Origin of the sequence: Metabacillus mangrovi, from assembly GCF_009711125.1 — a bacterium.
GTDB classification, from domain to species: domain Bacteria; phylum Bacillota; class Bacilli; order Bacillales; family Bacillaceae; genus Metabacillus_B; species Metabacillus_B mangrovi.
Window position 1 is genome coordinate 62,903 of the sequence record NZ_WMIB01000018.1, and the last position, 7,048, is coordinate 69,950.

Here is a 7,048-nt window from a genome sequence, read left to right on the forward strand (position 1 = left end):
TTGGTTCACAGAACGTTATACCCTTTCTTTTATCCAGCCAAGCGCCTGCTCCCTGAGTTTGAACTTTTGAATCTTGCCCGAAGCAGTCATGGGGTACTCTTCTACGAAAAAACAGTACTCCGGAATTTTATAGAAAGCGATCCGCCCCTGGCAAAACTCCCGGATGGCTGCTTCTGTTAAAAGGGTCCCTTCACTGACCCGGATGCAGGCGGCTGCTTTTTCACCGTATTTCTCATCCGGTACGCCTATAACCTGAACGTCTATGATGGCAGGGTGGCGGTATAAAAACTCCTCGATTTCCCGAGGGTAAATGTTTTCTCCTCCCCGGATGATCATATCCTTCAGCCTTCCGGTAATTTTCACGTATCCGTCTTCATCCATTGAAGCGAGATCACCTGTATGCAGCCAGCCTTCTGAATCAATGGCTTCAGATGTCGCTTCCGGCATATTATAGTATCCCTTCATCACATGGTAGCCTCTTGTACACAGTTCACCTTGTTCGTTTAAGTTTACTGCTTTTCCTGTGGCGGGATTGATAATTTTAATCTCAACATGGGGATGGGCTTTCCCTACGGTCTCCACTTTTTTCTCGATTGGGTCATCTGTAGTCGTCTGGGTAATGACTGGAGAAGATTCCGTCTGCCCGTAACAGATGGTGATCTCATTCATCCCCATCTGATTCATCACTTTTTTCATGACTTCAATCGGACAAGTAGACCCTGCCATAATACCAGTTCGAAGGGAAGAGAGATCGTAAGATGGGAAAGAATCCAGTGACAGCTCAGATATAAACATGGTCGGCACTCCCTGAAGTCCCGTACATCGTTCTTTTTCCACCGTTTCCAGCACTAAGTCCGGACTGAATTCTACGATTGGAACCATAGCTGCACCAACAGTAACAGCGGCCATTGTACTTAAGACACAGCCGAAGCAATGGAAAAATGGCACCGGAATGCAAAGCCGGTCCTGAAAGGTCAGCTTCATAGAGGAGGCAACTAGATATCCATTGTTCACAATGTTATGATGGGTCAGCATGACCCCTTTCGGAAATCCGGTAGTTCCTGAGGTATACTGCATATTGATTACATCATGCTGATCCAGCCCGTCCTCACGCTGCGCCAATTCTTCACTGGAGACAGCAGACGCCTGCATAAGAAATTCATTCCATGACATCATTTTTTCAGGAGACTGTCCTGTACCTATGTAGATTTGATGCTCTAGTTTAGCTGGAGGATTTCCATCCACAGATGTGATAGAGGAGATCATATCGGTATAGGAAGTGCCCTTGAAACCGTCAATCAGAAACAGCGCCTTCGCATCAGACTGTTTTAACAGATATTCCAGCTCATGAATCTGGTAGCTTGTATTGACTGTTACAAGGACAGCTCCCATGCGTGCAGTGGCAAATTGGAGAAGAAGCCATTCAGGTACATTTGTTGCCCATACTGCCACATGATCTCCTTTGCTGAGGCCAAGGCCCATAAGAGCTTTTGCAATTTTTTCCGTTTCCTCATAGAATTCTTGATAGGTATAGCGGATTCCCTCTTTAGAATACACAGCTGCTTCCCGGCTGCCGTATTTCCGGACTGTTTCTTTAAGCATGCTGCCGATTGTTACTTGCTTTAGCGGTTCCATAGAGCTTCCTCCTGTCTCTAAAGTTAACGCTTTCATTATACATCATTATCAGAATAGTATAATAACGATCCTTCTACAAATCTCGCCTTTTACGGCTTAGGAGAACAACATGAATCGAAGCCCAAAGACTTATGCTTATCTTGCTTTACTAATCGGAGTCATTTCTGTTTCAACATCCGCCATCATGGTCAGGCTGACGGTGACTCCGGCGCCTGTAACCGCCTTTTACCGGATGTTCTTTTCCGTGCTGCTGATGATTCCGTTTTTTGTTGCTGCGAAGGGAGCGGGAATCCGTTCCATGACAAGAAGAGATTGGATTTTGATTTCTCTTGCGGGAATATTTCTTGCCTTTCACTTCATTCTTTGGTTTGAATCGCTGGAGCTGACATCTGTTGCAAGCTCTGTTGTTCTTGTTACCTTGCAGCCGCTGTTCGCTTTTGCCGGTACGTATCTTTTCTTCGGGGAAAAGGCTTCCAGGCAGGCAATATGGAGTGCAGCTCTTGCTATTTTCGGAAGCCTGATCATAAGCTGGGGGGATTTTCGGATCAGCGGAATGGCACTTGCAGGAGATTTACTTGCGCTGACCGCCTGCCTGATGGTTACAGTCTACTTGCTATTCGGCCAGGATGTCCGCAAACGGCATTCGCTCATTTTGCATACAACCCTCGTATATGGAATCAGTGCAGTGGTTCTCTTTATTTACTGTGTCTTTTTCTCTTACAATCTTCACCCGGGAAATTCCGAGAATCTCATGTGGCTTTTGCTTCTCGCTGTTTTTCCGAACCTTCTGGGTCATTCCCTTTTTAACTGGTCCCTTAAATGGATTAGCACAAACACCATTTCTGTAGCGATCCTTTTTGAGCCGGCAGGAGCCATCGTCCTTGCTTATTTCATCTTAGGAGAAGGTGTCACCTGGTATCAGGCTGCGGGAAGCTTCGTTATTTTTGCAGGGATCCTCCTCTTTTTATCAGGAGATTTTAAAAAGAAAGAACATCATCATCATGAAGATTTGGATGATAAAGGAAGGAAAATGGGTATAGAAAAGGTAAAGGAAGCCGAGAGCCCAGAGAGGATGATGTAAGGTGTTCAAAATCAGAAAAGCAGACCCGCAGGATTTAAATGGAATCGCTCAGGTTCACGTAGACAGCTGGAGGACCGCATACCGCGGGCTGATCGATGAAGATTATCTGCAATCTATTACATATGAGAGCAAGAGAGAGCTATGGGCAAAGGCCGATCTAAGCCAAGTGATCATTGCTGAGGATGAAGAGGGGCGTATTGTCGGATTTTCAGGATACGGCAGGGAGCGGACCGGCAAATATGGCTTTGACAGCGAGATTTATGCGATTTATATCCTAGAAGAGGTACAGCGCAAGGGAATCGGGAGCGCCCTTTTACTGAATACAGCAGATGATATGCTGAAAAAGGGATGGAACTCTGCACTCGTATGGGTACTGAGAGATAATCCTTCCCGTGCATTCTACGAGTCTTATTTTCCTGAACTGGCAGGAGAGGAGCAGTGCCAAATCGGCACAGGTGAATTCACCGAATATGCCTACGGATGGAAGGACCTCGAGCGATTGAAAGCAATGCTTCTGCAGGGAAACCGTTGATGAACTGAATAGAGAAACCAAAAACCCGGAAGCCATAAGCATTCCGGGTTTTTGGTTTTTCTCTTTCAGGAAGCTTGCCGGGAGCACTATGACAGCTGCTGGTGGAATAAGTTTGCGAGAATGGCAAACATAAAAGCAAGCGGCAAATGAAAAATCAGCCCCCATCCGAAAACGGGTCCTTCCTCATTGCTGATTTTAAGGGCTTCCTTATAGCTATACATAAAATGAAAAACAGAAAGGAGCATACATCCCAGCATAAAACAGAATATGAAGTTCACTTCCGAGCCCTCCATCTAAATTTCTTTCTACTCTATTACATTCATCAGCTAGCAAAAATAGAACAATCTTGTAAAATTTAGAAATTACCTACTATACATTACAAAAATTTCACTATATAATAAAATAAATTACAAATATTACAGGGGGATACCGCGTTGAAAAAAATAATCGCGGCGTGTCTTGTGCTTCTTCAAGTGCTTACTTTTCAAACAGCGCTCGCAGCAGGCAAGATTGACGTACAAAGCAGCAGTTACAAGGCCTATTTAGAAGAAGTCGGTTTAACGCACACTGAGCTGGTAGATTACCTGGAGAACTACGAAAATACAATGTTTGAGGAATTTGAAAGCGTAGATGACCTAAGGGAATACCTCGGAAGAAGACTGTCAGAGGAAGTACTTCAGGAACTGCTTTCAGATTATGAACTCACTGAAGATGAATTAACTGAACTGCTTATTGAAAATGGGGATTTATCTGATGGAGAGAGAATCGAGGATGTTTTTTATTTTGAAAACTTCCTGGATGAAACCATTCAGACAGCAGGAGACTACTATACAGAAATCAATGATGAAACGATTAGAGAATTGTGGGAAAGCTACGATTTCGAATCAAGAGCAGAATTTGATCAATTTTTAAAAGAGCATGATCTTAGAATTGAAGATTACGAGTCTATTGAAGAATTAGATGAAGCCATTTACTCATCTATTGAACTTCCCGGATTGGAAGAAGAATTACAGGGTGTATTTGATGAAATCGGAATTACAGAAGAGGAATTATTAGTTTTAAGCGAACACCTGGCAGAGGTATCGAAAAGAAACCCGAATCTTGATAGCCAGTTGATGGAGCTTGGAGACCGTATGATGAGCATCAGCGATTTCGAACGAGTGGATGAAATCTCTGAAGAAGATATGAAGGAAATGATTTCTATCTATTCCGAAATGATGAATCTTCTGGAGCTTCAGCCTAAATACTACCTCCTTAAGGATGGAATTAAAAAAGAACTATCCCTGCAGACGATGATGACGATACAAGATGTCAACGGTGCAGATCTGCTGGTCGAGCTGTACAACCTGGACAATCAATTTTTGCTGGATTTAACACTTACTGCAGAAATGATCGGATCTGACCTGATTGTAGAAACAGGGCAGGATTTAAAACAGACTGCAGAAGCAGTTACGCAAGTTAAAGAGAAAACGGAAAAGCCTGTAAAGACAGTAAAGACAGTTAAGGGAGCCAGAATGCCGGAAACGGCCGGTTTCCATGCAGACTGGATGATCCTTGGAGGTTTAATGATGGGTGCCGCTTATCTGATTAGCAGAAAGCTGCGTGCATCGGCTTGAGAATGAAAAGATCAGTAAAGAAGAAGCGGATGCTTCTTCTTTTTGGTACCGTGCTGCTGTTCGCTGCAGGATTGTATGTGTTAACTGCAAACGCTCTGCCGCTGATAAAGGCTTATTTTTACTACGAACAGGTCAGTAAAAACGATAGCAAGGTGGAGGCAGTTTCTGTTCCCGCAGTTAAAGCCAAACCGGCCGAATTATATAAAGAGCGTCCTGAAGAAGGGGAAATGATGGGGGAGCTTACCATTCCCAAGCTGTCAGCCGCTCTGCCTATTTACCACGGAACAGATGAAGATGAACTGGAAAGAGGGGTAGGGCACTTTGCCCAGTCAGTTCTCCCCGGGGAAAAAGACAACTCAGTTCTTTCCGGTCATCGCGACACTGTGTTCCGGGAGCTGGGCAAAGTGGGAGTTGATGATCTGCTGATCGTCAAAACATCAGCGGGCCGCTTTACGTATAAGGTAAGGAAAGTCAGGATTGTGGAAGAAGACGACCGGACGGTTATCGTGCCGAAGCCAAGAGCCACTCTGACAGTGTCCACCTGCTATCCATTTAATTTTATCGGATCAGCTCCAGAACGATATGTGCTTGTCGCCAATTTAATTAAGACAGAAAAACCGTAAGCTTATAAGCTTACGGTTTTTTTGCGGCTGCTCTTTATAACGCGCGGTGATTTAAGAAGGATGAGCCATACTGCAAAGGAAGCGATGATCCATGTCGGCAGCATCCATGTTGTGTTATAGATGAAAGAGTACGTAAAGACAGGTGTTCCTTTCGGTGCGTATGAACCGAAAAAAATGACTCCGGATAATATGTGTGAGGCTGAGCGTAAAATGGAACCAATCGCTGCAGCGGCAAAAACAGCCATGAGTGTGTTCCATTTAGCTTGTGATAAGCTCCTGTGCACCCACCCGGATAAAACTCCGCTCATCCCTGCAAGCATGTAAGGGAGCGGGTAGTCGAGAAGTGCTTGTGCATAGTGGACAATAACAGGAGGCATCACAATCGGGTGCAGGATTCCAGTCAGCAATCCTGTCAATAAACCGCCTTTCAGGCCCCAGCGAAACGACATAATAAAAATCGGGATCATCCCGAGTGAAAGTGATCCTCCCTGCGGCATTTTAATGAAAAAGCCGGATAGCATTTCCAGAATAACTGCCAGGGCAGTTAAAATGGCTGTTTCAGTGAGGAATAGCAGATCTTTGTTTTTCAATAGTATCCCCTTCTCATTTCAGTACCGGCACAAGAGAAATAAAAAAAGCAATGCGGGGAATGCTCACTTGCTTCCACACACTGCTTTGATCACATAATAAACGATCAAGCCACATCCCTACGCAAGCATTAACTAACAGGTTCAAAGGGTCTAGAACAGAACGTTCATTCTCAGCCGAAGGCTCCCCTTGTGGTCGAATACCGAATTATTTAATTATTTTCACTATACACTATCAACCAAATTTCGACAACGTTTAATTTTTCTTTTATGATTTAGAGGATGCATTCTCTGCTTCCACTTATTCGTTTCATATAAGGATAGAAGGAAAAAGAAAAGCATGCAGCTGAAAGGAGCATATCTCTTGGAATCATTTACTGTGAAAGCAATCTCCATCATAAAAAGTATACCGGAAGGAAGAGTCATGTCGTACGGTCAGATTGCTGCTGCAGCAGGAGCCCCCAGAGGTGCCAGGCAGGTTGCCAGAATTCTTCATTCAATGAGCGGAAAATACGATCTGCCATGGCACAGGGTGGTGAGCAGGAACGGTGAGCTTTCTATAAAAGATCAGTCTGCTTTGGAATGGCAGCTTAAGCTGCTGGCAGATGAAGGAATTGAAATAGAAGAAGGACCGTGCATCGCGATTGAAAAATACCGGTACAGCTTTTAAAAAAACTATTGCAGTAAAAGGACAAAACGTGCTATATTACTTCTTGCCCCAAAAATAATTAGAATAGCTTTTTTAGGAAGATTTAAAAAAGTTGTTGACTGTTGTCTAAAGGCGTGTTATATTATTAAAGCCGCTAACGAAGCGGTTGAAGAAAATGATCTTTGAAAACTGAACAAATCGAAGTGCCAACGTTAATTCTAAAGTTTTAAACAAGAGCTAGTCAAACTACTTTTTGGAGAGTTTGATCCTGGCTCAGGACGAACGCTGGCGGCGTGCCTAATACATGCAAGTCGAGCGGATCTCT

8 protein-coding genes, 1 rRNA gene and 1 riboswitch are annotated in these 7,048 nt (G+C 44.1%); of the genes, 6 read left to right on the forward strand and 3 right to left on the reverse strand.

Annotated elements, in window-relative coordinates; translation table 11 throughout:
- Positions 1 to 15: 15 nt before the first annotated feature.
- Complete coding sequence (locus GKZ89_RS15500; protein ID WP_155113317.1) at positions 16 to 1,635, reverse strand: AMP-binding protein; 1,620 nt, start codon at positions 1,633 to 1,635, stop codon at positions 16 to 18.
- Positions 1,636 to 1,744: 109 nt separating this feature from the next.
- On the opposite strand from GKZ89_RS15500, the gene GKZ89_RS15505 reads away from it, so the two are divergent.
- Together GKZ89_RS15505 and GKZ89_RS15510 are read left to right on the forward strand one after the other, a co-directional pair.
- A complete protein-coding gene (locus GKZ89_RS15505) occupies positions 1,745 to 2,716 on the forward strand; it encodes a DMT family transporter (RefSeq protein WP_155113318.1) in 972 nt (323 codons plus the stop codon).
- 1 nt (position 2,717) lies between these two features.
- Complete coding sequence (locus GKZ89_RS15510; RefSeq protein ID WP_338324938.1) at positions 2,718 to 3,248, forward strand: GNAT family N-acetyltransferase; 531 nt, start codon at positions 2,718 to 2,720, stop codon at positions 3,246 to 3,248.
- A gap of 86 nt (positions 3,249 to 3,334) precedes the next feature.
- On the opposite strand, the gene GKZ89_RS15515 is transcribed toward GKZ89_RS15510, so the two are convergent.
- A complete protein-coding gene (locus GKZ89_RS15515) occupies positions 3,335 to 3,526 on the reverse strand; it encodes a hypothetical protein (RefSeq protein ID WP_155113319.1) in 192 nt (63 codons plus the stop codon).
- Positions 3,527 to 3,682: 156 nt separating this feature from the next.
- Between GKZ89_RS15515 and GKZ89_RS15520 the strand changes: the two genes are divergently transcribed.
- Positions 3,683 to 4,864, forward strand: a complete 1,182-nt coding sequence (locus GKZ89_RS15520) for a processed acidic surface protein (protein ID WP_155113320.1) — start codon at positions 3,683 to 3,685, stop codon at positions 4,862 to 4,864.
- A gap of 2 nt (positions 4,865 to 4,866) precedes the next feature.
- Complete coding sequence (locus tag GKZ89_RS15525) at positions 4,867 to 5,487, forward strand: class D sortase (protein WP_241680285.1); 621 nt, start codon at positions 4,867 to 4,869, stop codon at positions 5,485 to 5,487.
- Positions 5,488 to 5,489: 2 nt separating this feature from the next.
- On the opposite strand, the gene thiT is transcribed toward GKZ89_RS15525, so the two are convergent.
- Positions 5,490 to 6,077: an energy-coupled thiamine transporter ThiT gene (gene thiT / locus GKZ89_RS15530; protein ID WP_155113321.1), complete on the reverse strand. Its 588-nt coding sequence runs from the start codon at positions 6,075 to 6,077 to the stop codon at positions 5,490 to 5,492.
- 97 nt (positions 6,078 to 6,174) lie between these two features.
- Positions 6,175 to 6,275, reverse strand: a riboswitch (TPP riboswitch).
- A 163-nt stretch (positions 6,276 to 6,438) separates the two neighbouring features.
- Here thiT and GKZ89_RS15535 point away from each other — a divergent pair.
- Together GKZ89_RS15535 and GKZ89_RS15540 are read left to right on the forward strand one after the other, a co-directional pair.
- Positions 6,439 to 6,744, forward strand: a complete 306-nt coding sequence (locus GKZ89_RS15535) for an MGMT family protein (RefSeq protein ID WP_155113322.1) — start codon at positions 6,439 to 6,441, stop codon at positions 6,742 to 6,744.
- 229 nt (positions 6,745 to 6,973) lie between these two features.
- Positions 6,974 to 7,048, forward strand: a 16S ribosomal RNA gene (locus tag GKZ89_RS15540); the annotation flags it as partial.

Excerpts from the sequence above, each read along its gene's own strand:
- GKZ89_RS15525 (WP_241680285.1), top strand. The coding sequence starts at position 4,867 with ATGAAAAGATCAGTAAAGAAGAAGCGGATGCTTCTTCTTTTTGGTACC.
- GKZ89_RS15505 (WP_155113318.1), top strand. The coding sequence starts at position 1,745 with ATGAATCGAAGCCCAAAGACTTATGCTTATCTTGCTTTACTAATCGGA.
- GKZ89_RS15500 (WP_155113317.1), bottom strand. The coding sequence starts at position 1,635 with ATGGAACCGCTAAAGCAAGTAACAATCGGCAGCATGCTTAAAGAAACA.